We start from the raw sequence: 24,577 nt of genomic DNA, 5'->3' as shown, positions 1-24,577 counted from the left end.
CCTCAGTACGGGCGAATACCTTCCCCGGTTCACGGGCGAGCAATTTGCAAGATCAATTTCCGCTCGAAAACAACCGCGAACCGATTAACCCGGAACATGCGTAGTGCTCCCGATCACACGCCGTCCCCAGTGGCGGCGGCTCCCCCGTGATCCGGACGGGCCGGTCGGTGCGTAGCCAGATTGAGAGCCGACTACCCCGGAGGGCGGACACGTGCCCCAGTTCCCTGATGTCACCACCTGGGCCGTCCCGGTGTTCCTGCTGCTCATCCTCGGCGAGTGGATCCTCAGCGTCGTCCACCCCGACGACGGCAAAGTGGGCTACCGCGGCAAGGACACGGCCACCAGCCTCGCGATGGGCCTGGGCAGCGTCGCGTGGGACCTGCTGTGGCGTGTGCCGGTCCTGGCGGGCTACCTGGCCATCGCCGCGGCCACGCCGTTCGAGTGGGCCGTGCAGTGGTGGCACGTCCCATTGGTGCTGCTGGCGCAGGACTTCTTCTACTACTGGTCGCACCGCGCGCACCACGTCGTCCGGGTACTGTGGGCCGCGCACGTTGTGCACCACTCCAGCCGGATGTTCAACCTGTCGACGGCCCTGCGCCAGTCCTGGACCGGGATCACCAGCGCGCTGTTCTACATCCCGCTGATCGTCGCGGGCGTTCCGCCCACGCTGCTGTTCTTCGTCCAAGGGCTGAATCTCGTCTACCAGTTCTGGGTGCACACCGAGCGGGTGGGAACCCTTCCCCCGCTGGTGGAACTCATCCTCAACACCCCGTCGCACCACCGCGTCCACCACGCGTCCAACGGCTCGTACCTGGACCGCAACTTCGGCGGCGTCCTGATCGTCTGGGACCGGCTTTTCGGCTCGTTCGCCCAGGAGACCGAACGCTGCGACTACGGCCTCACCACGAACATCGAGACCTACAACCCGGTGCGGGTGGCCTACCACGAGTACAGCGCCATCATCCGCGACTTCCGCGCGGCGCGGTCGTGGCGGGCTCGCGCGGGCGTCCTGCTCCGCGGACCGGGGTGGTCGCCGCACGAGCGGCGGTCGACGGACGCTCGGGGCTCCGAGTAGACCGGTCGCCGCGGCGCCTCCCCGTGGGGAAGCACCGCGGCGACCGGTGGAGCGGACGCACCAGACCGTCTCGGCAGGACGATCGGCTCGGACGGCGTCCACCGGGTGGCTGCACGGCGTCCGCCTCGCCTGCCGCGGTGGGGCTCCGCGATCCGCCAGGCGCCGAATGTGGTGTCTGCCCGCTCTCGACTGGGGTACGTTCCCGCCTCCGCTGTCGGTTCCGGCGAGCGGGCACGGATTCAGGCGGGCGCTCGATGTGGCCCGGTCGGTCCTCGCCTGGGTTCCGCCGGGAACCGATCGACGTCCCGGCGGCGTATCGTCAGCTAGCCATGCGCCTGATCGGAGTCATGCCCCATGCCCCGCTTCGCCCCGCGTCACACCGCGCTCGCCGCGTACGGCGTGGCCTCGGTCGCGCACCTGCTGTCCCTGCACTGGGGCTGGACCGCCATCGAGTGGGCGAGCAAGCCCCTGCTGGCCTTGAGCTTGCTGTGCTACGTGGCGCTTTCCCCGACCACGGCGCGCAAAGCCTACCCAGCGGCTGGGCTGGTATGCGCGCTGGCGGGGGACGTGGTGCTGCAGTTCGAGGGAACGGGGGCGTTCGCCGCCGGAATCCTCTGCTTCGCCGCGATGCAGGTCTGCTATCAGCGCGGTTTCGTCCACATCGGAGCGGTGGACGTCCTGAAGCGCAACCGGGTCATCCCAATCGCCTACGCCGCGGTGTTCCTGGCCCTGGCGGGATGGTTGGTGCCGAGGGTCGGCGGCGTCCTCGCACTGCTGGTCGCCTGCTACGGGCTGTTGCTGGTCGCCACCGCGGCGATCGCGGCGGGCGCGGGGAAGGCGGCAGGGGCGGGAGGCGCGCTGTTCCTCGTCTCGGACGCGGCCATCGCCGCCCGTGCCTTCGCCGGGGTGGAACTCCCGTCACCCTGGTTCGTGATGGCCACCTACGCCTGCGCGCAGCTACTGCTCGTCACCGCCCTCGTCAAGGCGCGCCACGTGTCACCGCCATGCGTCGCCACCCAGGACCTGATCGTGAGCGACCTTCCTCGCCCTTGAGCCAGCCGGGTAGTTCCGGCTGTCATGCGCGGTCGTGGTCCCCGCTTCGGCAGGACGGTTGTCACGAGGGGCACGCCGTCGCGGGAACGGCCGGTTCCCCGAGATGCGCCAGCAGCTTGGCCAGCCTGCGGTGGGCGCGGGCGGAGCGGCTCTTCACCGTGCCGAGCGGAATCCGCAGCTGCGCGCTGATCTCGGTGTGGGTGAGGCCGTGGAAGTAGGCCAGCCGCACCACCTGTGCCTCGTCGGGTGGCATCTGCGCGATGGCGCGGTGCACTTGGACGACGGTCCACGCTTGGTCCAGGCACGGCGCGTCGACGACCACCACCCCGTCGGCGAGGAGGTCCAGCGGGACCTCCCCCGCGAAACGCCGTCCCCGGCGGTACACGTCGATCGCCGCGCGGCGCACGATGGCGTAGAGCCACGGGCTCAGCCGCAAGGACGGGTCGAAGCTGGCCGAGGCGCGCCACGCCTGGACGAAGGCCTGCTGCACCGCCTCGGCCGCCAGCTCACGATCTCCCAGGACGCCGTACGCCGCGCTGAGCATGGGGCGGTGGAACCGCCGGTACACCTCGACCAGCGCGTACTCCTCACCGCGGCTGAATCGCTCCGCCAGATCCATGGAAAGATCAATTTCGGGATTCATGGCAGCACCTCGGGCACACCGGGCTCGGCCGCGGCGCACCCGCCCTCGACTCGGTACTTGGACTCCCCCACTGTCAACCCCGGGCCTGATGGACAGTTTCCATCCATCTGTCACAGCCGGGGTTTCGGGTTTCACCCATTCGGCCGCAAGGGCCCCGCGCCCGCTCCAGGGCGCGCCGCCCCACCTCGCTTTCCCGTGACGAACGCGCTCCACACAGGTGAAATCCCGATCACACCTCCGAGTTCGGGATCGCGCGAGAAGAACGGGCAGCCCGGTTCCGAGCAGCGCTGGGGGTTCCGCGCTCCGCAGCGGATGTCGGGGATTCACCCAACACCCGCTGCTGTCGCTGCTCTCCCTTATGCGGTAACGGCCCAGCGGTCAATCCGGCCAGTGCCGCCCGCGACCCGGTCGTTGACGTCGAGGCGCCAGCTCCCGTCGACGGGGGTGCCCGCGGGGAACGCGTCGGTGAGGGTGAGGCGCACCGAGTAGTCACTGCGGTGGTCGCGGGGGTTGGGCGCCAGCACGCTGTGCCTGCGGCCGTTCGGGGCCACCACGACGACGCTGAGGTCGCCGCGGTTGGCGTGCACCACGCGGATGTCCACGACGACCTCCACCCCGGGATCTCCGACCCGGGTGCCCGAGGCCGCGAGGGTCACGCGCGAGGACGCCACCCGACTCGACCCGTCGGCGATGGGGACGTCGGTGTCGTTGACCGCGCTGGTTGGCTGCCTGGGCGGCGGTACGACCGGGCCGCGGGTGGTGGTCGGTGCCGCGGGCGGCGGGACGACGACCGTTCCCCGGTCGTCGGGCTGCCCGCCGGGAGTGCTGGGAGAGTCGACCGCGCTCTGCGTCGTCCCCGGCGCGGGCTGACCGGGCCGGGTGGGAGATCCGGTGACCGGCCCGGTGACAAGGGGAGCCTCGGTGGGCTCGGAAGTCGGCACCGTGGCCCCCTGGTCGGTGGTCCCGCCGGTGGCGGGAGCGCTGGAAGTCTCGGGCCGTGGCGCGTCGGCTATGGCGGGGTCCGGCCTGCTCCCCATCACCACGGCGATCAGAACCGCGCCGACCAGCACCAAGCCCGCGAGGAGCGCGGGGATCGCCGGGCCGGGCCCCTTCCTCCGCTCGCGCGGCGCGACCCGGGCGGTGGCCTGGTCCGGGAGGGAGAAAGACGCGGTGAGCGGGTGCTCCACACGGCGGCCCGGAGCCAGGACCGGCAGCGCCGCGGTCGGAGGGCCGAGATCCCCCGCCGTGGCCAGCAGGGTGGTGGACTGGGCCGGGCCGCCCTCACGGCTGAGGGCCGCGACGATGTCCCCGGCGGTTGGTCGGGCCGCCGGGTCCTTGTGCAGGCAGGCCGCTACCAGCGCGCGCAGCGGGTCCGGCCAGTCGACGGGAAGCGCGGGCACCGTGTTCAGGTGGCGGTCCAGCAGAGCGGCCGGGCTGCCGTCGCCGAAGACGCGCGTCCCCGTGGCGCACTCGTGGATGAGCAGGCCCAGCGCGTACACATCGGTCGCGGACGACGGGTCCTCGCCGCGGATCACCTCCGGCGCCACGTAGCTGGGCGTGCCCACGATGTGACCGGAGAGGGTGTGGCGGGCACCGCCGGTGAGCAGGGCGATGCCGAAGTCGACCAGCTTGGGCACCACGGCGCCCGCGCTCGGCTGCAGGAGGATGTTCGCGGGTTTGACGTCGCGGTGCACCACACCGGCGGAATGGGCCAGGTGCAGCGCCGAGGCCATCTGGCGGGCGAGATCCGCCGTCTCCGCGATCGACAACCGGGCGCGCGCCCGCAGCACCTCGGCGAGGGTGGCGCCCGCCACGTACTCCATCACCAGCACCGGCGCGGTGCCGTGGGTGACCAGTGCTCGGGAGCGCACGATGTTGGGATGCCGCAGGCGGGTCATCAGCATGAACTCGCCCACCAGCCGGGCCACCTGCTCGGCGTCCTCGACGAACTGCGGGTGGAGCATCTTCACGGCCACCGGCTCGCCCTGGGGCGACCGGGCCCGCCACACCGTGCCGAACCCGCCCTGCCCGACCTTGTCGAGGATCCGATACCCGCCTACCACCGACTCCACCGTCACCCTGCTCATCCGCCCGCGATCGATGCCCGCGTCCCGTCGGGACGTGTGGCGCGTACTCGCGACACGTACGCCGCGCCGCCTGCTGCCGGTTCCCGGCCTGCGGGCGCGGGGATGAGCCATAAAGGACGGATGAACCACGCCGACGCCGATCGCCGTATTGCCTGGCACCAGCAATCCCTGCCCAGAGCAGGCGGACACGACGGCAGGTGCCCATTGACAGCCATCACTTTGCGCCGGATCTTCGCAGGCGGCGCGGCGGCGCTCGCAGCGGCGGGCCTCGCGATCGTCCCCGCGCACGCGCACTCAGTCGTGGCGGAGGACGCCCAGCCGGGCGGATTCGCGACCGCTGAGCAGTTGTGGACCTACCAGACGCGGATGAACTCACTGGCCGCGCGGGTTGAGTCGCTGACCGAACCCGGATACTCGGGCGTGATCGCCGATCCGGGCGCACGCAGGCTGCGCGTGTTCTGGAAGGGATCGGCCCCCACGGCGCTGCGCGCGCTTGCTGCCCAGGCGCCCGCGGACATCCCGGTCGACATCACCCCAGCGCGCTTCACCCGGGACGAACTGCTCGCCGCGACCGCGCGGGCGGCCAAGTCCAAGTCCTTCACCTCGATCGGTCCCGCGGCCGACGGCAGCGGCCTCGTCGCCGGGCTCGCCGAGGGCGCCTCCGCCGCCGCGACGACGGTCGGCGCCGTGCCGGTCACCATCACACCAGGGGTGTCACCCAAGCCGTTCGTCGGCAGGCAGGCGGACTCCAGCCCGTACTGGGGCGGTGGCCGGTGGCGCATCGGCCGCGGGGGCTGCTCCACCGGTTTCGGCGTGGTCCACAAGGGCACCACCAAAGTCCTCAGCGCCGGGCACTGCGGGGCCAACGGCCAGACCGCGATCGACGGCGACGGCGACCCCATGGGCCAGGTGAGCGGTGACAACAACGCGCGGGACACCCTGCTCATCCACGCGCCCGCCCAGGGCAAGGTCTTCATCGGCGACTGGACCAGCGCCCGCTGGAGCGACGTCGGCGGGAAGCAGGCGAGCTACCCCGGGAACAGGATCTGCACATCAGGGGCCAGCAGCGGCCTGCACTGCGACATCCTGGTCACCGGCATCGACAAGGTCATCGACATCGGCTACCAGGTCGGGCCGGTGGTGGCCGCCGAGCACAACACCCGCCAGTGCGCCGCCGCCCCCGGCGACAGCGGCGGACCGGTGATCAGCTTCCGCGCCGACCACAAGGTGGACGCCCGCGGCACCATCGTGGCGGGCAACGACGACCAGACCCGCTGCCCGGGCTCGAACCCGACGGGCTCCTACCAGGTCTGGTACGTCGACATCACCAAGAGCCTCCCCCTCTACGACGCGGCACTGCTCACCCGCTAGGTCGTGTTCCAGGTATGGGGCGCGGCCATGCCGTGCCCCATACCTGGAACACCGCCCAAGGCATCAACGGGCACCGCCGATCGCGGCAGGGGTGCGGGGGGCCGAAGTCCGCGCGGCCACCGCGGCGATCACCGCCGCGCCCAACCCGGCGACCAGGTAGGCCATAGCGGGCGAGGCGTGGTCGACGATCACGCCCGCCAGCGGGGCGCCGAGCATCGCGCCCAGGGTGAACGCCGACCCCTGCAGGCCCATCGCCTCTCCACGCGCGGCGGCGGGCGTGAGCCGCGTGACGTCCTCGCTCGCGCTGGTGATGGTCGGCGCGCAGAGCAGGCTGCTCGGGATGAGCGCCACCGCCAGCAGCCACGGAGAGCCGCCGAGCAGGCCGACCGGCATGGTGAGCAACCCCATGGCACCCATCAGCGCCCACAGCGGTGGAACCCGCTTGAGCCCGCCGTACACGAACCCCCCGACCAGGGAGGCGAGGCACATCACCACGATCACCAGGCCGATCCACGTGGTCAGCCCGAGCGCGGTCATGTTGGCGATCAACGCGACCTCCATGCCGGAGATGACGAAGGCGGCGCCGCCCGCGCACACCAAGGCGCCTGTCAACCGCCTGTCAAGCCACTCCCGCCTGGGTGGTTTCGCACCACTCCCCTCGTGCTCCGGCCGGATCGGCGGGTTCATGGCGTACAGCGCGGCGCCCGACAGCAGCATGGCCACTCCGACCGTCCACATCGCCGCTTGGCTGGAGTGGCGCGACGTCAGGTAGATGGCGACGGCGGGAGCCACCATGAAGACCAGCTCGATGGACATCGAGTCCATCGCCAAGGCGGTGCGCCGCAGGGCCGGGGGCACGACGGCGGTCACGACCTGCCTGCCCAACATCGATACCGGGAGCATGGTCAGACCCGCGAAGAAGCACGCGAGCAGCAGGGCCGGGTACGGCAGCAGCGGCGCCGAGAACCAGAACACGCCCCCGCCCGCGGTGGACACCAGCAGCATCACCCGCAGTCCGCGGCCATCGACGACGCGACCCATCAACGGGGAGCCGACAGCGGTGCCGACGGCGCACACCCCCGCCGCCAGTCCCGCCGCGCCGTATCCGCGCTCCAGTCCGAGCACCACGTGCAAGGTGATCGTCATGCTCGCCGCCAGCGTGGGCAGACGTGCCGCCAGGACGACCAGGCTGATCGACCGCACGCGGGGCGTCCGCAGCACGGCGAGGTATGGGCTCGTTCTCACCGGTTTGACCTCCTCATCGCGGCGGCAGCTCTCCGCTACGTCCTACGCCCCGAACCCGCCCCCGGTTCCACGAGCGGGATGGCGGCGTGCGAGTGGCGGCACAAGCGAGTCCGAAGTAGACATTGCGGTCCGCGACGTCTTCCGGTTTTCGGCTTTTTGGGGGGGCGCCGCCGGTATGCGGAAGCCCTGAGTTCGGCTGGTCACCGTGCGGAACCGCTGTCGAGAAGCGGTCGTATCAGCAAGTACGACCGCGTTCTCTCCCGATTCGAATCGGAGTCTTGTGTATGTCACGAACACGAATTTCCACTGCGCGGTACGGGCGGTCCGTTCGGACACCGGCGCGTGGACGACGGACCGGCAGCGTGGGCGCGGTACTCGCGCTGGCCGCGCTGGCCTCGATCAGCGGCGTCCCCCCGGTCGCGGGTGCCGCCGAGGGAACGATCCTCGGAGCAGGCGCGCCGAACGCCGTTCCGGGCAGCTACATCGTTGTCCTCAAAGGATCGCCATCGACCGCGGCCGTGGATTCGACCGCTCAGTCCCTGGCAGGCAGGCACCGGGGCGCGGTAACGCACACCTATCGGTCCGCGCTGCGCGGCTTCGCGATCGAGATGACCGAGGAGCAGGCCCGTCTACTCGCCGCTGATCCACAAGTTTCCCATGTCGAGCAGGACAGCGTGGTCGAGCTCGCGGACCAGGTCTACCCGCCGTCATGGGGGCTCGACCGGGTCGACCAGGTGGACCAACGGCTGAACGGCAGGTACGGCTACGACGCGACGGCGAGCAACGTCACCGCGTACATCCTCGATACCGGTATCCGCATCACCCACGCGGACTTCGGCGGCCGGGCCCGGTACGGCCGGGACACCGTCAACGACGACAACGTGGCCGACGACTGCAACGGCCACGGCACGAATGTCGCGGGAACGGTGGGTGGAAGCCAGTACGGCGTGGCCAAGGGCGTGCGGCTGGTCGCGGTCAAGGTGCTCCCCTGCACCGGGACGGGCAAGAACTCCGACGTCATCCAGGGAGTGGACTGGGTGACCGCCAACCACGTCAAGCCCGCCGTCGCCAACATGAGCCTCTCCAGCCCTGACTCCGAAGCGATGGACGCGGCGGTCCGTGGGTCGATCAACGCGGGCGTGACCTACGTGGTCGCGGCAGGCAACTACGGTGGGACCTCGTGCAACCGTTCCCCCGCTCGGGTGGAGCAGGCGCTGACGGTGGGAGCCAGCACCATCACCGACCACCGTGCCGACTTCTCGAACCACGGGAGGTGCATGGACCTGTTCGCCCCCGGTCTGGACATCGTCACCGCCGGGCACCAGTCCGACGTCGCCGAGAAGACCACGAGCGGCACGTCCCTCGCCGCACCGCACGTGGCGGGCGCCGCGGCGCTGCTTCTCTCGAAGCACCCCAACGGCATCCCGGCCTGGGTCGCCGCGAACATCATCGAGGACGCGGCGCGGGACCGGATCGTCAACCCGGGCACCAACTCGCCCAACCTCCTCCTGAACACGGTGATGGGGCCGGTGATCAGCAACATCGTCTGCGCGAAGAGCACCGCCCAGGTGACGTGCTCCGGCGTGGCGGCCAGTGGGGTCGCGCCACTCAGGTTCCGCTGGTACCGGAACGGGGTGCACGTCCCCGAGTGGGACGACCGCACCTCGGTCACCGACAGTTGCGCGCCCGGCTTCACCACGTCGAAGAGCTTTCAGATCAGGGTGACCGACGCCAACGGCAAGCAGGACTTCGACAAGCGGAGCGTGCTCTGCGGGTGAGGTCGAGGCCGGGAGCCCGTCCAGGTCTGCCCAGTTCGACGACAACCGGACCGAGCCAACGAATCACGGGGTAGCGCAGCCGCTCCCGGCCACGTCGGCTCCACCGTCCCGCACTGGAGGTGGAGCCGACGCCCGTTGCTCAACCGAGCGTCAGCGGCAGGCAGACGAGGCTTCGGCGGTGGGTCAGGTCGCTCCTGGGCACGGACAGCGCGACACTCGGGAACTGGTGGAGCAGCGCGGCGAAGGCCACCCGGGCCTCCAATCTGCCGAGAGCGGCACCGAGGCAGCCTCGTCAACATTCCGTAGCTTGAGTCTCGTGCCGCCGTACTCTGCTGCCACGGCGCCTCAGGCATTGCCGCAGTTGCCGTTCACTATGACATCGACACGGTGGTTGCCAACAACCGCACATGCGCCCACTCCTGCATCGACGGTCTGTCTGCAAGGGGTGCGCGCGCGGCGCGACCTCCCGCGAGCGGGATTCACCCGCGGGAGGTCACCAGGTCAATCGAAGGGGACCAAGAGCACACCGTCGGCCACCAAGGCCCGAGGGGCGGTCGGATCGCCGGAGAGCAGCGTGAGCACACTCGCGTTGGTGAGCTCGACCGACTGGGGTGTCAGCTTCGTCCACCCGGTTTGGCTGTTCTGGTCCACGGTGTACCGCTGTGGCCCCGCTGCGGTGGTGATCTCGTACGTCGCACTCGAATCGCGGTTCACGCCGGGGGCACGTTGATCCACACATGGAACCTGCGCGTGTCGTCCCGGAAGGCCCGGGACAGCGGCCAGGTCACCGAGGGGTTCGCCGAGCCCGCGGAGGGCGTGTAGCCGAGCGCCTTCCCGCCCCGGCACGGCCAGCACTGCGTTTCCGCCCAGCCCTTCCCGGTCGCGTTCCCGGGAGTGGCGTACACGACCCCGTGGCGCACCTGCTGGTTGCCGAACACCGTGGACGACTCCGCTTCCCGCGCGGGGTCGTCGAAGCGCCACAGGCTCCAGAAGGTGGCGAAATCCAGCGGTACCTCCTCGATCACGTCGTAGATGCTGGCCAACGCGTGCCGGGAGTGGTCGGTGAACCCATCGAAACTCTCGCTGGGCGTGCTGTCGTACAGGTCCCAGAAGGCGGCGGTGACGTGGCCCTCGACCGAGTGCCCCGGTTTGCACGCCCGGAAAGGCCCGGCGTCATCGGAGATGCCGCACTGCTCGACCTCGAGGTACCCGTAATTGACGGTGGCGCGGGGCCTGCTCCACTCCCCTGGCAGGTTCTCCGCGACCGCGGCGATGAAGTTCGCGAAGCCCTCGTCGAAGGCGCACCGCGGGGTCGACGGTTCGGTGAAGCTGTGCCCTTCCCCAGGGCAATCGGAGCCACTGAAGTGCTCGTCCCCGATCAGGGAGTGGTGCAGTCGGTGGGCCACCTCGTGCTTCGTCGTGGACAGCGGCGCCTCATCCGGCTCCAAGTGGATCGTCTCCGTGTCCGGGTCGTAGTGGGAGAACCTGTGGTCCAGTTGGATGCGCACCGGGCCGAGACGGCCGTCGGCGATCCGGTCCACCGCCACAGCGCCCCCGAAGGCGTAGGCGGTGGCGCTTTCGGCCACGGTCCTGCTCCCCTCGGTGGTGCCGGTGAAGAACTGCCCGATGCCCACCTCGGCGGCAGGGGTCAAGTCATCCTGCCCGACATCGAGCACCAGGATCGAGTCGTTGACCGTGGCGGGGTACACCCGGACCCGGATGTGCCCGGCCTCGCACGCGTGCTCACCGGCGAACCGCGTGCCGCCGGCCGCGGGCGCACAGCCCTCCCACGGTGTGCCGTCGGGCAGGTCGTACCGGTTCGGGTAGACGAAGGTGGCGGTGAACCGGCCCTGCTCGTCCAGGTGGCCGGTCACCTCCTCCCCGGTGTCCCCCGGGCCGGTCCGCACGGGCTGCACCCTGCGTCGGCGTCCAGGTACATCAGGTCGAACTCGGCGCCCGCGAGCGGGACGGTGTCCTCGCTGCCGCGGTGTCGCTCCACCGCGACGGTTGCCGGTGGCGGTGACGGTCTGCGGCCCACACCACGGGGCCTCGGGCACCAGGACGGGCAGGGAGGCACCGGGTCGAGCGGGAAGGGGCCGGTGAACTCCATCGGCGGCGGCGGAAGCGGGTGGTCGGGGCTGGTGCTGGCAGCCCGCGAGGGCAGCCCTTGTGACCGCGTAAACGCGTTCGGGTGCTGCTGGGTCTGCGAGGCGGGCTTGAATCCAATCTGGATCACCTCGCGCGGCGAAATGTAAATCACCTTGTCGACAACGTTGGGGAACCCCCAGTGCCGGATCCGGACGTTGAATTCCCCATTAACGTCGACATTGCAGTTCTTGCCGAGGTAGAAGTCGTAGTCCGAACCGGGTATTCCGTCATAGGTGGTCGCGTAGAAGGCGATCCTGAGGCCGCGGTCGGAATCGTTTAAGCACGGCCATAAGGCCGCGGGTCGTTCGGCGGTCCCGGGATCCGCGGTCGCCAACCCGGGGAGTGCGAAGCCCGAGAGCACGAAGCGGCCGACAGCAGGATCATCCACACGCGTTTCGGGAACGGCGGGCTCGCGAATCTGTTCTTTGCTGGTTTCACGTTCTCCGATACGGCATACAGCGGACGGTGGTTCCTGGCGCTTGGCCTCGCTTGGTGCTCACTGAGGACCCGCGACCGCGGAGTCCGAGTGGGACGGCGCGCGCAGGCGCTTCTCCTGCCGGGTCGAGATGTCATGGACCACCAAGGCCAGCAGGACACCGGCCACCGCGGCGAGCACCTTGCCGGGCAGGCTGCCGCCGAGGGCGAAGTGGAACTGGGTGCGCTCCACGGCCCCGCCACCGGGCACCAGGTGCACCACCCGCGACCAGGTGAAACCGGTCACCCAGGCCAACACCCAGCACGCCCACCACCCATACCGGAGGAAGGCGGCACCCGCGGCCCCCTCGTCGTGCCGGTCGACCCGCGCCACGTCCCCCACGACCTGCAACGGGAACCACAGGTTCACCACCGGGCACAGCCACCCCCAGATCACCCACGCCCTGTGCCGCCGCTGCCCTCCCAACCCCTCGACGTTCGACCGGGCCCGGTGTAGCCACACCACGGTCAGCACCATGCAGCCCGGCACCAACAGCGGCACGGCCGCGTCCGCGGCGGGCACCAACACCCACAGACCCATGACCACCGCCGTCAACACCAGCAGCCCCGACAACCACAGGCCCAGCTCCCTGATCGACTTCGGCAGCGGCCTTGGCATCAACGCCGCGTTGCAGCCAGGACACCCCCGCACCGCCTGCCCCTTGACGACCCCACACGTCGCGCACCTGTCCATCACGTGAATCCCCTCCCTTACCCCCCTGTCGCCTCCGCTCCGGGTGACGTGAGAGCGCCGAACGGGTGGTCTTGGGCCGGGGCGTGGCCATCGCCGCACGTGGGTGGCCTTCCGACCAGCGGTCTCGCTGACTTGCGCGGCGGCACGGGAGGAACGGGCGGTCGTCAGGCTGTGGTGGCCACGATCGTGTTTCGGGAGTTCCAGTCGATCACGACACGCTGTCCGACCAGCGGTGTTGGGTGGGAATGAGATCACTTTCGGTGGCCGAGCGGAGGGGTGTGGCTACCCTCCGTCTTGACCGTGACCTCCGCGTGACTAAGGTTGACGCGGTGTTGACCGACGACGTCCAAGCGGAGCACGTATGGTAAGCCGAATGCGGTCGCTGCTCGACCAGTACCGCAGGCAGGGTGCCAGATCACTGCTGGACCAGGCGCGGGGCACCGTCGCCGACTTCCTCGAACCCCGCACCGCGCCAGTCCCCCTCGCCGCGCCGACCTCGGCCGACAGGCCCCGTGACGACGTGCTCGCGGGGGTGTGCGCCGGGATCGCGTTGCGGGACCTGAACCTCGTGGACTCGCTGCTCGCGGAACTGGAGCGGATGGAGGCCGAGGAGCAGGACCCCGACGCGCTGGCCCAGCTCTACCGGCTCGACCACCTGGCCACGCGGCTGCGCCGCAACGCGGAGAACCTGCGCGTCCTCGCCGGTCAGGACGCGGGTGCCGCCGCGGAGGAGACCGCGTCGCTGGTTGACGTCATTCGCGCCGCGATCTCCGCGATCGAGCACTACCCGCGCGTGGAGGTCGGCCGGGTGGCGCAGCTGGCGGTGGTCGGCTTCGCCGCCGACGACATCAGCCGCCTGCTCACCGAGCTGCTCGACAACGCCACCGCCCAGTCGCCGCCCAACTCCACGGTCACGGTCAGCGCCCACATCACCGAGAACGGCAGCATCCTGCTGCGCGTGGAGGACGCGGGCATCGGCCTGCCGCCCGAGCGGATGGCCGGGCTGAACGCCGAGCTGTCCGCCGCGCCCGCCCTCGACAGCGCCGCCATCGAGCACATGGGGCTCGCGGTGGTGCGGCGGCTGGCGGAGAAGCACGACGTGCGCGTGTGGCTGGGCCGCCGGTCACCGCACGGCACGACCGCGTCGGTGCTGCTGCCCGCCGAGCTGGTGCGCGAGGCGCCGCAGGTGTCGTTCGTCCGCACGACCCCCGCACCGCGCACCGCGACCCCCGCACGGCGTGCCCCCGCGCCGCGGGCCGCCACCCCGTCCCGTCCGCGCGTGGAGGCGCCCCGGCGCCCGGCGCCGCAAGGCGACGGCGGCGTGACGTCGAGCGGCCTGCCGCGCCGCGTGCCGACCAGCCTGCGCGGTGGCGCGGCGCCCGCCGCGGCGCAGCCCGAGCGCCGCGAACCGGAGGGCGGCGATCGGTTCTTCGCCGACCTGGCGGACTTCGACGCGGGCGAGCAGGCCGCCCGCGGCACCCTCCCCGCCGACGACCGCGAGGACCACCTGAGTGATGACTGACCAGGCCGCGCCGGACTTCAGCTGGCTGATCAACGACTTCACCAGACGGGTGCACGGCGTCACGCACGCGCTGATCCTGTCCTCCGACGGGCTGCCGCTGGTGGCGTCGGACACCGTCGAGGTGGATGCAGCCGAGCAGCTCGCGGCGATTTCCAGCGGCATGCTCAGCCTGGCGCGCAACGCCGCCGCCGTGTTCGACAAGGGCACGTGCGAGCAGATCGTCGTCCGCCTCAGCGGCGGGTACTTCCTGTTCATGGACATCGGTGAGGGCGCGGGCCTCGGCGTGCTGACCTCGCCTGCGTGCGACATGAAGGTCATCGGCTACGAGATGACCAAGTTCGTCGACAACGCCGGGCACGCGCTCACGCCGCAGTTGCGGGCCGACATGCGCCGCACCGTCACCGCGCGGCGCCCGGGCACGTGACCGCCGAAGGAGAACGACCCGCAGTGACCCCCAGCGCTGTGACACCCCCGAACCCTTGGCCCAGTGCCGTGCCGACCAGTGCCATGCGCAGCACCAGGGTCCGCCCGTACGCCATCACCCGCGGCCGCACCCGGCCCCGCCACCTGCTGCTGGTGGAGACCCTGGTGTCGGTGCCCCACTACGACCCGCAGGCCAGCGCCCAGCTCATGCCGGAGGCGCAGGCGCTCTACGAGCGGGCGCGGCAGCGCACGTCGGTGGCCGAGCTCTCGGCGCACCTGGACATCCCGCTGGGCGTCATCCGCGTGCTGCTCAGCGACCTCGCGGCCCAGGAGATGGTGTTCATCCACCCGACCGGTTCCGACTGCCAGTACGACGTGCACCTCCTGGAGAGGATTCTGGATGGGCTCAAGGGCGTTTGACGCCGCGCCGTTGACGATCTCGGCGAAGATCGTGGTCGCCGGTGGCTTCGGGGTCGGCAAGACGACGTTCGTGGGCTCGGTGTCCGAGGTGCCGCCCATCAACACCGAGGCGTGGATGACCGAGGCCGCCGAGGGCGTGGACCCCGTCGACCCGGAGGGCGACAAGACCACGACGACGGTCGCGATGGACTTCGGCAGGCTGACGCTGAGCGACGACCTGGTGCTGTACCTGTTCGGCACGCCGGGCCAGCCGCGCTTCTGGTTCATGTGGGACGACCTCTCGCGCGGAGCGCTGGGCGCGGTCGTGCTGGTCGACACCCGCCGCCTCGCCGAGTCGTTCGCGGCCATCAACTACTTCGAGAACGACTCGGACCTGCCGTTCGTCGTCGTGGTGAACATGTTCGACGGGCTGCTCGCGCATGACCTGGAGGAGGTGCGCGACGCGCTCGCGCTCTCACCGGACGTCCCCCTGGTCACCTGCGACGCGCGGGACCGTGCCTCGGTGGGCGCGGCGCTGAGAGCCCTGGTCTCCTACGCGATGGATCTGAGCCTGTCCTTCGGGCCGGTGTGAGCGGACGCCCTGCGGTGGAAGAGGTGGCGGTAATGCGGAAGGTGCTGATCGTCGGCGCGGGCCAGGCGGGCCTGCAACTGGCGCTCGGGTTGGTGGACGGGGGGTACGACGTCACGGTGATGTCCGCGCGGACACCGGAGGAGATCCGCGGCGGGCGCGTGATGTCCACGCAGTGCATGTTCGGCCCCGCGCTCCAGCACGAGCGGGACCTCGGCCTGAACCTGTGGGAGGAGCAGACGCCGGACGTGCGGGGCCTCGGCCTGTCGGTGGGCGTGCCCGCCGAGGGTGGCGGCGTCCAGCGCGCGCTCGACTGGTTGGGGCTGCTCGACGAGGTCGCGCAGTCGGTCGACCAGCGCGTGAAGATGGCGGGCTGGCTGGAACTGCTGGAGGACCGCGGCGGCAAGGTCGTCTACCACGGCGTGACCACCGCGGACCTGGACTCCCTGACCAGCCTGTACGACCTGGTCGTGGTGGCGGCGGGCAAGGGCGAGCTGGTGCAGCTGTTCGACCGCGACGCCGAGCGGTCCCCGTACCGGACGCCCCAGCGCGTCCTGTCCGTGGCCTACGTGCACGGCATGGCGCCCCGCCCCGAGCACCCGGACGTGCGCGCGGTGCGGTTCAACGCCGTGCCGGGCGTCGGCGAGCTGTTCGTCATCCCCGGCTACACCTTCAGCGGGCCGTGCGACATCCTGTTCTACGAAGGACTCCCCGGCGGGCCCCTGGACTGCTGGGACGACCGGCCGGACCCGGCCGAGCACCTCGACCGGACGCTGCGCCTGATGCGCGAGTTCATGCCGTGGGAGTACGAGCGCTGCGGTTCGGTCGAGCTGACCGACGCGCGGGCCACGCTGACCGGCTCCTACCCGCCGGTGGTGCGCAAGCCGGTGGGCAGGCTGCCCTCGGGCGGCCGGGTGCTCGGCATGGCGGACGTGGTGGTCGCCAACGACCCGATCACCGGTCAGGGCTCGAACAACGCCGCCAAGTGCGCGGCGTCCTATTTGGACAGCATCAGGGCGCGCGGCGACCGGCCCTTCGACGAGGAGTGGATGACCGGCGCCTTCGAGTCGTACTGGGAGCACGCCCGCCACGCCACGCTCTGGACCAACGCCATGCTCCAGCCGCCGCCCGAGCACATCATGCGCATATTCGGCACGGCGGCCGAGGTCCCGGCGGTGGCCACGCGGTTCGTCAACGCCTTCGCCGACCCCGCGGACCTCCAGCACTGGTTCTTCGACCCGGAACTGGCCGACCGCTACCTGGTCTCGGTCGGCCCGGGTTCCGGCGGGTGACCCTCTGACCGGATGTGGGTCGCCTCCGACTGTCGGATCAGGGAGTCGGCGGTAGTTCGGGTCCGGCCCGGCACCACCTGCCTGGGTGGTGTCGGGCAGACCGGCTGGCCGAATCCCTGTGGTGCGACGACTCTGCGTCTAGAGGACGCCCGCGGTGGTGTCCCGTGACGTCCGGAGGGGACAGGATGCGCCGAGCGGAGATGGTCGCGTCGGGGACGCCCAAGCGTCCATGGTGGTCGCGGCTCGTGGTCGCGGTGCTGGTGATGGTCTCGCTGGTCACCGCGCCGGTGACCGCGTCGGCCGGTGGGCCCGGCACGCTGGAGCCGCTGACCGACGAGCAGTGGGCCGCCCACGTCCAGGAGGTCGACGCCAAGGTCGCCGAGGCGCTCGCGCAGGGCAGGGCCACCTCCGTCACGCACACCGTCAACGGGGACGGCGTCCGCTGGCTCCCCGAGCGCGCGGCGAAGCAGCGCCGGATCGCCGCCGAGCTGTACGCGCGGGGCGCGTGGGTGCCCAACGAGGGTGAGGCGCTGTTCACCGGAGGTCTGCCGGGAGCGGGCAAGACCACGGCGCTGCACCAGAACCCCGACGTGGAGCCCTCCCGGTACCTGGTGCTCAACGCCGACGATGCCAAGGAGAAGCTGTGCGAGCACGGCCTGGTCCCGCTGATCGACGGGATCGCGCCGCTGGAGGGCTCGGAACTGGTCCAGAAGGAGGCTTCGGCGATCGCCGACCTGGTCGCCGGGCTGGCCGTCCGGGACCACAAGAACGTCATCTGGGACACCACCATGAGTTCCCGCGAGTCGGTGGACCGGCGGGTCGACCGACTGCGCGACGAGGGCTACGACCGGTTCACCGCGCTGTTCCTGGACGTGCCGATCGACGTCAGCCTCCGGCGCGTCGACCAGCGCCACCGCCAGGGCTACGAGAAGTACCGCAACGGCGACCGGTGCGAAGGCCGCCACGTACTGGCCTCGTACATCCAGAGCGCCGCGGACCCGGACTACACCAGCGTCAACCGCCGGGTCTTCGAGGACCGCAAAGCGCGCTTCGACCGCTGGTACCTCTACGACGCCACCGACATCCCCGCCACCCTCGTCGACCACGGCTGACCGTCGGTCTGGAATGCTCGGTCTGATGAACGCGAAAGCCACCACCCTCCGCCGCTTGGGCCTGCTGCTCTGCGGGACCGCCGTGCTCGCGGGCTGCGCAGGCCCCGCGCCGGTTCCCCCTCCGCCCGCGCCACCTCCGACCAGCACAGCCACGGACTGCCCGGAATCGGGGGCCGTGATCAGCGTGGGCGAAGTGGACAGTGCCATGGGGCTGCGAGCGCTCGGTATCCTCGTGACCAACTGCGGCACGGACGACTACACCGTCAACGGCTACCCGGCCGTCCAGGTGCTGGACGCGGACCGGCAGCCGCTCGATGTCACCGTGGGGAACGGCTCAGCGCCGGTCAGCTCGCCCGACAGCTATGACGTGCCGCCCCGCCCGGTGACGCTGCGGCCTGGCGAGCACGCGACGGCACGAGTGCTGTGGCGCAACACGGTCACCGACCCGACGGTGCCCGCCACGGAAGGCCACTACCTGGGAATCGCCCCGATGCCTGGGGAATCGCCGCAGATCGTGGCACCCGGTGGCGGGATCGACCTCGGCACCACGGGACGACTGGCGGTGAACCCCTGGGCTGTCCGTCCCTGATCGGCGTCGGGCAAGTGTCGATCGGCGACTGCCCGACATCCGAGGCGAGAACGCCGATAGCGGTTCTCGTGCGGCGGATCATGCTTCCTCTCCGACGAGGTGACGCGGCCGTGTCTTGGTGATCATGTGCGTCCTCCGGTTCTGGGTACCGCGACGACATCCGGCGCGCAGGCGTGGCCACGGCGGCGCGGATCGGTGCGGGGCATCCGAGACTTCCTGCTCACGTTCCATTCCCCTGTCGCCAGCTAGCGAGTGGGGTTCGCGCAGTGCCGCGAGCGTGCGGTCGGCGAGGTGTGAGCGGACGAACTCAAACACCTAGTCGGTCGTGATCTCAACTCGGGTGTGCAAGCTCAGCACGCCCGCGGCCTCGTCCTGGATCTCTCCGTTGGCCAGCACGGCGACCTGTGCGCTCGGCACGCCGTACTTCGCGACGAGCCCGCGCAGATCCCACCCATTCCACCAGCCTGGGGAATGTCTCGCTGGTGGCGACGAGATGCCGACCGCTCGCCGCCGTTCCCGGGTCAGTGTCCGGCCAGCCAGGCCAGGGTCGCGGCGGCGGTGGTCGGGGCGTTGTCCTCCATCAGGGTGAAGTGGGTGCCGGGGACGCTGATCTCGTCGGCGCCGGGGCAGGTGGGCTGCCAGGGGCCGGCGGGGTCGGCGAGTGGGGTGTTGCGGTGAGCAGCAGGGTCGGGGCGGTGAGGGGGGCCGGGGTCCAGTCGAGGGCGGCGTAGCGGGACATGGCGGCGGGCCAGTTGTCGCCCCAGGCGGACGCGTGGGTTTCCAGGCGGGTCAGCAGGGCCCGGTGGAGGATGGTGTCGAACTGGGCGAGGGCTCCGGCCTGCTCCGGCGGGTAGGTGTCGATGAGCACCAGGCCCGCCGCCGGGGTGCCCGCCGCGGCGAGGGCCGTGGCGACAGCGCGGGCGACCAGGCCGCCGCCGGAGTAGCCGACGAGCACCAGCGGGTCGTCGGTGTCCAAATGCGTGGCGATGGCCTCGACGTGCACGTCCACCACGGCGGCCGCGGTGGTGGGCAGGGGTTCGCCGGGGCGGAAGCCGGGCTGGTGCAGGACGTGCACGTCGTGGTGGCCGCCGAGGGCGACCGACCAGCGGGCGTACTGGTGCGGGCCGGACATCCCGGCGTAGGAGGGCACGCACACCAGGTGGACGTTGTCGCTGCTCGCGGCACGGGCGAGCCGGGTGGTGCGCGGGATCTCCGGCAGGTCGCCGATGCCGGTGAACGACTCCTGGAAGGCGGCCGCCGCCTCGAGAACCGCCAGGAACTCCGGTACCCGGTCCCGGCGCACGGCTTGGGCGTACAGCCCGGCCATCCCCTCAAGCGCGGGCCGGACGGTCGGCACACCAGGCCGCCGCCCGGCCACCTCCCCAGACGCAGGCCGGGCGGACGACGCACTGGGCGTCCGTCCGGCCACGTTCTCGGACGCAGGCCGAGCGATCGGCGCCGTGCGACAAGCCAGCCATCCCCTCGGGCGCAGGCTGGGCGGCTGGCACACCGGACGGCCGACCAGCCATGTCCTCGGACGCAAGCTGGGCGGTTGACGCACCAGGCAACGGACCGACCGACGTTGGTGGAGGGGGTGTCCGCGTGCAGGGTGCGCGGCAGGGTGGCGTGGCGCATGGCCTGCACCACCTTGATGATCCCGGCCACCCCCGCCGCCGCCTGGGTGTGCCCGATGTTCGACTTGAGCGACCCCAGCCACAGCGGGGTCTCCCGGTCCTGGCCGTAGGTGGCCAGCAGCGCCTGCGCCTCGATCGGGTCGCCCAGCACCGTCCCGGTGCCGTGTGCCTCCACCGCGTCCACATCGGACGGTCGCAGCCCGGCAGCGGCCAGCGCCGCGCGGATCACCCGCTGCTGCGACGGGCCGTTCGGCGCCGTCAGCCCGTTGGACGCCCCGTCGGAGTTCACCCGCCGTCCCGCGCACCAGCGCCAGCACGGTGTGCCCTCGTCGGCGCGCGTCCGACAGGCGCTCCACCAGCAGGACCCCGACGCCCTCGGACCAGCCGGTGCCGTCGGCCCCATCGGCGAACGACTTGCACCGCCCGTCGCGGGCCAGGCCGCGCTGGCGGCTGAACTCCACGAACGGCCCCGGGGTCGCCATCACCGTCACCCCGGCGACCAGCGCCAGCGAGCACTCCCCGCGCGCCAGCGCCTGCCCGGCCAGGTGCAGCGCCACCAGGGACGACGAGCACCCGGTGTCGACCGTGAGCGTCGGCCCGACCAGGCCGAAGGTGTACGCGAGCCTGCCGCTGACCACGCTGCCCGTGTTGCCGGTCAGCAGGTGGCCCTCCAGGTCGGCCGGGGCGTCGTGCAGGCGGGGCCCGTAGTCCTGGTCCATCGCGCCGACGAACACCCCGGTGTCGGAGCCGCGCACGGTGGCCGGGTCGATCCCGGCCCGCTCGAACGCCTCCCACGACGTCTCCAACAACAGCCGCTGCTGCGGGTCCATCGCCAACGCCTCACGCGGGCTGATCCCGAAGAACTCCGCGTCGAAGTCCCCCGCGCCCGCCAGGAAACCCCCGTGCCGGGGCACGTCGGCGCCGAGCGCGGCCAGGTCCCAGCCGCGGTCGGCCGGGAACCCGGAGATCGCGTCGCCGCCGTCGACCAGCAGCCGCCACAGCTCCTCGGGCGACCCGACGCCGCCGGGCAGCCTGCACCCCATCCCCACAATGGCGATCGGTTCGTCGGTCGCGGTCCCGGGTTCGACTGCGGCGGGCGCGGCACCGGCCAGGAACCGGGCGACGGCGGCGGGGGTCGGGTGGTCGAACAGCAGCGTGGTGGGCAGGGCCCGGTCGAGCGCGCCCGCCAGCCGGGTCCGCAGGTCGACTCCGGCGGCGGAGTCGAAACCCAGGTCGCGGAACGGCAGTCCCGGGTCGACCGCGGCCGGACCCGGGTGCCCGAGGAGCACCGCCGCGTGCGCGCGGACCAGCCGCAGCAGATCCGGCTCGGCGGAACCGGGGGTCGGGATCTCTGGCTCAGCGGGCGGTCCGGGCAGGTCGAGCCTGCCGGACAGCGCGCCCCGGGGCTCGACCGGCTCCGATCCCGGTGCGCCGAGCGCCCAGTGCCGGGTGCGCTGGAAGCGGTAGGTGGGCAAGTCGACCGGGCGGCCACCGGACAGCGCCGGGGTCCAGTCGACGTCGACCCCCGCGACGTGCGCCTCGCCCAGGGCCAGCAGCATCCGGGCCGGGCCGCCGTCGTCGCGGCGCAGCGTGGCCACCGCGGGCGCGACCACACCGGCGTCCTCCGCGGTGGCCTGCACCGCCGCCGTCAGCACCGGGTGCGGGCTGACCTCGATGAACGCCGCCGTGGCCAGCAGAGTCCGCACCACGGGACCGAAGTGGACGGTCTGGCGCAGGTTCCGGTACCAGTACTCGGCGTCCAGCTCGGCGGTGTCCAGCACACGGCCGGTCACGGTGGAGTGGAACGGCACCGCACCGCTGCGCGGCACGATCGGGGCCAGATCGGCGAGCAGCCGTTCGCGGATCGACTCCACGTGCACCGAGTGCGACGCGTAGTCGACCGCCACCCGCCGGGCCCGCACCCCCGCGGCGACGAGGTCGACCACCAGCGCGTCCACGGCCTCGACCAGTCCCGACACCACGACCGCCGACGGCCCGTTCACCGCGGCGATCGACACCCCGTCCCGCCCGGCCAGCCACCGCGCCGCCTCGGCGGGCGGCAGCGGGATCGAGACCATCGCCCCCAGGCCCGCCAGCTCCACCAGCGCCGCACTGCGCCGGGCCACCACCAGCGCCGCGTCCGCCAGGCTCAGCCCACCGGCGACGCACACCGCCGCGATCTCCCCCTGCGAGTGCCCGACCACCCCCGCCGGGTCGACACCGTGCGCCCGCCACACCTCGGCCAGCGACACCATCACCGCCCACAGCGCGGGCTGCACGACGTCGACGCGCCCCAACGCCTCCGCGTCGCCGAGCACGTCGAGCAGCGACCAGTCAACGTGTGGCGCCAGCGCCTCGGCGCACTCGGCCATCCGCGCGGCGAACACCGGGTCCGCCAACAACTCGACCGCCATGCCCGCCCACTGCGCGCCCTGGCCGGGGAACACCAGGACCGGCCCGCGCCGGACCCGACCGGCCGAGCCCTGCGCGAGCGCGGCCGCGGGCACACCCCCGGCGAGGGCGTCCAACGCCGTCAGCAACTCCGCCCGGTCGCCGACCAGCACGGCCCGCCGGTCGAACCGGGTCCGGGCCGTGGCCAGGGTGTGTCCGACGTCCACGGCCCGCTCGTCGGTCAAGTGCGCGCGCAGCGCCGCGGCCTGGTCCCGCAGGGCAGCGTCATCGCGACCGGACAACACCCACGGCACTGGACCCCGCGCCGGGGACGGCTCCACGACACCCTCGTCGATCAGACGCTCACGCAACACCGTGGCCTGATCCGGCAGGGCGGCATCATCGCGACCGGACAAAGACCCCGGACCTTGCGCCGGGGACGGTTCCACAGCACTCTCGTCGGTCACATGCTCACGCAACACCGCGGCCTGGCCCCGCAGGACACCACCGGACAACACTCCCTGCCCCCGTACCGGGGAAGGTTCCACGGCAGGCGGCTCGCTGAGCACGAGGTGGCAGTTGGTGCCACCCACGCCGAACGAGCTGACCCCCGCCACCAGCGGCCGGTCCGGGTGCGGCCACCCACCGAGCCGGGTGGGCACCCGCAGCCGCAACCGCTCCAGCGGGATGTCCGGGTTCGGCTCCTCGAAGTTGAGGCTGGCGGGCAGCTCCCGGTGCCGGATCGCCAGCACCGCCTTGATCAGCCCGACGATCCCGGCCGCGCCCTCGGTGTGCCCCACGTTCGTCTTCGCCGACCCGACCGGCAGCGGGTCGTCCGTGGCCCGCGCCGCGCCGAGCACCACGCCCAGCGCGGCGGCCTCGATCGGGTCGCCGACCGGGGTGCCGGTGCCGTGCAGCTCGACGTGCTGGACCTGCGCCGGGTCGACACCCGCGTCCCGGTAGGCCGCGCGCAACACTTCTTCCTGCGCGGCCTGGTGCGGCACCGTCAGCCCGTCGCCGCCGCCGTCGTTGTTCATCGCCCCGCCGCGGATCACCGCCAGCACCCGGTCGCCGTCGGCCAGCGCCCGGTCCAGCGCCTTGAGCACGACGACCCCGCCGCCCTCGCCCCGCACGTACCCGTTGGCGCGGGCGTCGAAGGTGTGGCAGCGCCCGTCCGGGGACAGCCCCCCGAACCGGTCGGCCACCACCGCCCCCGATGCCGACAGCGCCAGGCTCACCCCGCCCGCCAAGGCCACCCCGGTCTCACCCCGGCGCAGGCTCTCCACCGCCAGGTGCACCGCGACCAGCGAGGACGACTGCGCGGAGTCCACCGTCAGACTGGGCCCGCGCAACCCGAGGAAGTACGACACCCGGTTGGCGATCAGCCCCCGCTGCCCACCGGTGAAGAAATGCCGGTCGACCTCGGCGCCACCGTCACGCAGCAATGCCGAGTACTCGTCGGAAATGGCCCCCAGGAAAACCCCCGTGGGCGAATCCCGCAGGTCACCCGGCACCACCCGCGCGTCCTCCAGCGCCGCCCACACCAACTCCAGCGCCAACCGCTGCTGCGGGTCCGCCGCGGCCGCCTCCCGCGGCGACATCCCGAAGAACCCGGCGTCGAACCCCGCCACGTCCTCCAACAACGCGGCAAACCGCGCACGTGGGGCAAACTCGACATCCCGCCGCTCAGGCGGCACCTCGGACACCGCGTGCCCACCCGCCCGCAGCAGCCGCCAAAACCCCCCTACCTCCTCCCCGCCAGGCAACCGACAAGCCATGCCGACAACGGCGACCGGTTCAGAACGCGCGCGCGAGCGCGATAAGTGCATCGAAGCCCCCCAGTGGGCCGATTCCCCCGGAACAGACGCGAAATGCCCAAGACATCGTCGCCCCAGCAGCGTACACGCGCCCATTTTGATCTTCAACCACTCGTTCGAGCGACCAAATCCCCCCATACCATCCGATCACGGCGGGCAATCCTCCACAAGCAACAGTCCAATCCGACCGTCGGCAGCGCGAAAATCACGGAAGGTCACCAATAGTCGCATTAAGCGATGG

The 24,577-nt window shown here is 71.6% G+C and carries 18 protein-coding genes and 2 pseudogenes; 11 read left to right on the top strand and 9 right to left on the bottom strand.

Annotation, left to right across the window (positions count from 1 at the left end; genetic code table 11):
* The first annotated feature begins 211 nt into the window (after positions 1-211).
* Together ACTG9Q_RS15240 and ACTG9Q_RS15235 are read left to right on the top strand one after the other, a co-directional pair.
* Positions 212-1,075 carry a sterol desaturase family protein gene (locus ACTG9Q_RS15240; protein WP_455573419.1) on the top strand — a complete coding sequence of 288 codons (864 nt, stop codon included), beginning with the start codon at positions 212-214 and terminating at the stop codon, positions 1,073-1,075.
* Positions 1,076-1,429: 354 nt separating this feature from the next.
* Complete coding sequence (locus ACTG9Q_RS15235; RefSeq protein ID WP_455573418.1) at positions 1,430-2,128, top strand: lysoplasmalogenase family protein; 699 nt, start codon at positions 1,430-1,432, stop codon at positions 2,126-2,128.
* A gap of 61 nt (positions 2,129-2,189) precedes the next feature.
* On the opposite strand, the gene ACTG9Q_RS15230 is transcribed toward ACTG9Q_RS15235, so the two are convergent.
* A complete protein-coding gene (locus ACTG9Q_RS15230; protein WP_455573417.1) occupies positions 2,190-2,747 on the bottom strand; it encodes an RNA polymerase sigma factor in 558 nt (185 codons plus the stop codon).
* Between the two features lie 380 nt (positions 2,748-3,127).
* The gene (locus tag ACTG9Q_RS15225; RefSeq protein ID WP_455573416.1) at positions 3,128-4,858 is read right to left on the bottom strand and encodes a protein kinase domain-containing protein; all 1,731 of its coding nucleotides are present in this window, start codon (positions 4,856-4,858) and stop codon (positions 3,128-3,130) included.
* 204 nt (positions 4,859-5,062) lie between these two features.
* Between ACTG9Q_RS15225 and ACTG9Q_RS15220 the strand changes: the two genes are divergently transcribed.
* Positions 5,063-6,229 (top strand): hypothetical protein, encoded by a 1,167-nt coding sequence (locus tag ACTG9Q_RS15220; RefSeq protein ID WP_455573415.1) that lies wholly within the window; start codon positions 5,063-5,065, stop codon positions 6,227-6,229.
* Positions 6,230-6,292: 63 nt separating this feature from the next.
* On the opposite strand, the gene ACTG9Q_RS15215 is transcribed toward ACTG9Q_RS15220, so the two are convergent.
* Complete coding sequence (locus ACTG9Q_RS15215; protein ID WP_455573414.1) at positions 6,293-7,474, bottom strand: MFS transporter; 1,182 nt, start codon at positions 7,472-7,474, stop codon at positions 6,293-6,295.
* Between the two features lie 362 nt (positions 7,475-7,836).
* Between ACTG9Q_RS15215 and ACTG9Q_RS15210 the strand changes: the two genes are divergently transcribed.
* Positions 7,837-9,252: a S8 family peptidase gene (locus tag ACTG9Q_RS15210; protein ID WP_455573413.1), complete on the top strand. Its 1,416-nt coding sequence runs from the start codon at positions 7,837-7,839 to the stop codon at positions 9,250-9,252.
* Between the two features lie 501 nt (positions 9,253-9,753).
* On the opposite strand, the gene ACTG9Q_RS15205 is transcribed toward ACTG9Q_RS15210, so the two are convergent.
* From ACTG9Q_RS15205 to ACTG9Q_RS15190, 4 genes are all read right to left on the bottom strand, one after another.
* Positions 9,754-9,966 (bottom strand): hypothetical protein, encoded by a 213-nt coding sequence (locus ACTG9Q_RS15205; protein WP_455573412.1) that lies wholly within the window; start codon positions 9,964-9,966, stop codon positions 9,754-9,756.
* Positions 9,963-11,159 (bottom strand): hypothetical protein, encoded by a 1,197-nt coding sequence (locus tag ACTG9Q_RS15200; RefSeq protein ID WP_455573411.1) that lies wholly within the window; start codon positions 11,157-11,159, stop codon positions 9,963-9,965. The genes ACTG9Q_RS15205 and ACTG9Q_RS15200 overlap by 4 nt, the downstream gene beginning before the upstream one ends.
* Complete coding sequence (locus tag ACTG9Q_RS15195) at positions 11,123-11,788, bottom strand: hypothetical protein (protein WP_455573410.1); 666 nt, start codon at positions 11,786-11,788, stop codon at positions 11,123-11,125. Before ACTG9Q_RS15195 ends, ACTG9Q_RS15200 begins: the two co-directional genes overlap by 37 nt.
* A gap of 108 nt (positions 11,789-11,896) precedes the next feature.
* On the bottom strand, positions 11,897-12,493 hold the full coding sequence (locus tag ACTG9Q_RS15190; protein WP_455573409.1) for a DUF4328 domain-containing protein: 597 nt from the start codon (positions 12,491-12,493) through the stop codon (positions 11,897-11,899).
* 448 nt (positions 12,494-12,941) lie between these two features.
* On the opposite strand from ACTG9Q_RS15190, the gene ACTG9Q_RS15185 reads away from it, so the two are divergent.
* From ACTG9Q_RS15185 to ACTG9Q_RS15155, 7 genes are all read left to right on the top strand, one after another.
* Entirely contained in the window at positions 12,942-14,090 is a 1,149-nt protein-coding gene (locus ACTG9Q_RS15185; protein WP_455573408.1) for a sensor histidine kinase, read from the top strand.
* Complete coding sequence (locus tag ACTG9Q_RS15180) at positions 14,083-14,514, top strand: roadblock/LC7 domain-containing protein (protein WP_455573407.1); 432 nt, start codon at positions 14,083-14,085, stop codon at positions 14,512-14,514. Before ACTG9Q_RS15185 ends, ACTG9Q_RS15180 begins: the two co-directional genes overlap by 8 nt.
* Before the next feature lie 83 nt (positions 14,515-14,597).
* Complete coding sequence (locus ACTG9Q_RS15175; protein ID WP_455573406.1) at positions 14,598-14,933, top strand: DUF742 domain-containing protein; 336 nt, start codon at positions 14,598-14,600, stop codon at positions 14,931-14,933.
* On the top strand, positions 14,914-15,504 hold the full coding sequence (locus ACTG9Q_RS15170) for a GTP-binding protein (RefSeq protein WP_455573405.1): 591 nt from the start codon (positions 14,914-14,916) through the stop codon (positions 15,502-15,504). The genes ACTG9Q_RS15175 and ACTG9Q_RS15170 overlap by 20 nt, the downstream gene beginning before the upstream one ends.
* Positions 15,505-15,536: 32 nt before the next feature.
* On the top strand, positions 15,537-16,793 hold the full coding sequence (locus ACTG9Q_RS15165) for a styrene monooxygenase/indole monooxygenase family protein (protein ID WP_455573404.1): 1,257 nt from the start codon (positions 15,537-15,539) through the stop codon (positions 16,791-16,793).
* A 185-nt stretch (positions 16,794-16,978) separates the two neighbouring features.
* Positions 16,979-17,905 (top strand): AAA family ATPase, encoded by a 927-nt coding sequence (locus tag ACTG9Q_RS15160; RefSeq protein WP_455573403.1) that lies wholly within the window; start codon positions 16,979-16,981, stop codon positions 17,903-17,905.
* Positions 17,906-17,930: 25 nt separating this feature from the next.
* On the top strand, positions 17,931-18,494 hold the full coding sequence (locus ACTG9Q_RS15155) for a DUF4232 domain-containing protein (protein ID WP_455573402.1): 564 nt from the start codon (positions 17,931-17,933) through the stop codon (positions 18,492-18,494).
* A gap of 580 nt (positions 18,495-19,074) precedes the next feature.
* On the opposite strand, the pseudogene ACTG9Q_RS15150 reads toward ACTG9Q_RS15155, so the two are convergent.
* Together ACTG9Q_RS15150 and ACTG9Q_RS15145 are read right to left on the bottom strand one after the other, a co-directional pair.
* Positions 19,075-19,644 (bottom strand): annotated as a pseudogene (locus ACTG9Q_RS15150) (alpha/beta fold hydrolase); the annotation flags it as partial.
* 428 nt (positions 19,645-20,072) lie between these two features.
* Positions 20,073-24,348, bottom strand: a pseudogene (locus ACTG9Q_RS15145) (type I polyketide synthase); the annotation flags it as partial.
* Positions 24,349-24,577: the final 229 nt, after the last annotated feature.

This window comes from Actinokineospora lacus, assembly GCF_053813445.1.
This window is presented reverse-complemented; position numbering and strand designations above follow the sequence as displayed.

Coding starts and splice junctions, on each gene's coding strand:
- ACTG9Q_RS15235 (WP_455573418.1), top strand. CDS start 1,430: ATGCCCCGCTTCGCCCCGCGTCACACCGCGCTCGCCGCGTACGGCGTG.
- ACTG9Q_RS15230 (WP_455573417.1), bottom strand. CDS start 2,747: ATGGATCTGGCGGAGCGATTCAGCCGCGGTGAGGAGTACGCGCTGGTC.
- ACTG9Q_RS15225 (WP_455573416.1), bottom strand. CDS start 4,858: ATGAGCAGGGTGACGGTGGAGTCGGTGGTAGGCGGGTATCGGATCCTC.
- ACTG9Q_RS15190 (WP_455573409.1), bottom strand. CDS start 12,493: ATGCCAAGGCCGCTGCCGAAGTCGATCAGGGAGCTGGGCCTGTGGTTG.
- ACTG9Q_RS15185 (WP_455573408.1), top strand. CDS start 12,942: ATGCGGTCGCTGCTCGACCAGTACCGCAGGCAGGGTGCCAGATCACTG.
- ACTG9Q_RS15180 (WP_455573407.1), top strand. CDS start 14,083: ATGACTGACCAGGCCGCGCCGGACTTCAGCTGGCTGATCAACGACTTC.
- ACTG9Q_RS15175 (WP_455573406.1), top strand. CDS start 14,598: ATGCGCAGCACCAGGGTCCGCCCGTACGCCATCACCCGCGGCCGCACC.
- ACTG9Q_RS15170 (WP_455573405.1), top strand. CDS start 14,914: ATGGGCTCAAGGGCGTTTGACGCCGCGCCGTTGACGATCTCGGCGAAG.
- ACTG9Q_RS15165 (WP_455573404.1), top strand. CDS start 15,537: ATGCGGAAGGTGCTGATCGTCGGCGCGGGCCAGGCGGGCCTGCAACTG.
- ACTG9Q_RS15160 (WP_455573403.1), top strand. CDS start 16,979: ATGCGCCGAGCGGAGATGGTCGCGTCGGGGACGCCCAAGCGTCCATGG.
- ACTG9Q_RS15155 (WP_455573402.1), top strand. CDS start 17,931: ATGAACGCGAAAGCCACCACCCTCCGCCGCTTGGGCCTGCTGCTCTGC.